The 323-nt window shown below is 51.7% G+C and carries 1 protein-coding gene; it reads right to left on the reverse strand.

Features of this window, described 5'->3' with window-relative positions:
• Positions 1 to 323, reverse strand: a 323-nt coding sequence (locus tag G3569_RS18280; protein ID WP_205720294.1) for an InlB B-repeat-containing protein, incomplete at both ends; no start/stop codon positions are given.

Raw genomic sequence — 323 nt, forward strand, 5'->3', positions numbered from 1 at the left:
CCATCGGTATTCACCGTCAGATCATAGCTTTTTTCCTCAAAGACTGCTGTAATGCTTTTGTCCGCATCCATCGTAAATTCGGTCGTCGGTTGCGTACCATACAGATCGCCGGTCCATTCGACGAACTCCCAGCCGTCCGCAGGATCTGCCGTCAGCGTCACAGTTGTCCCCGGTTCGTATTCGCTCTGGTCCGGATTCTTGGTCACCAATCCCTGACCTGTTGTCGATAGGGACAGATGTACCGGACTCTTTTCAAAGACGGCGGTTACCGTTTTAGAAGAACCCACCGTAATTTCGGCAGGATTACTGCTACCCGTCAAATC

This window comes from Fodinibius halophilus (assembly GCF_011059105.1).
Classification (GTDB): domain Bacteria; phylum Bacteroidota; class Rhodothermia; order Balneolales; family Balneolaceae; genus Fodinibius; species Fodinibius halophilus.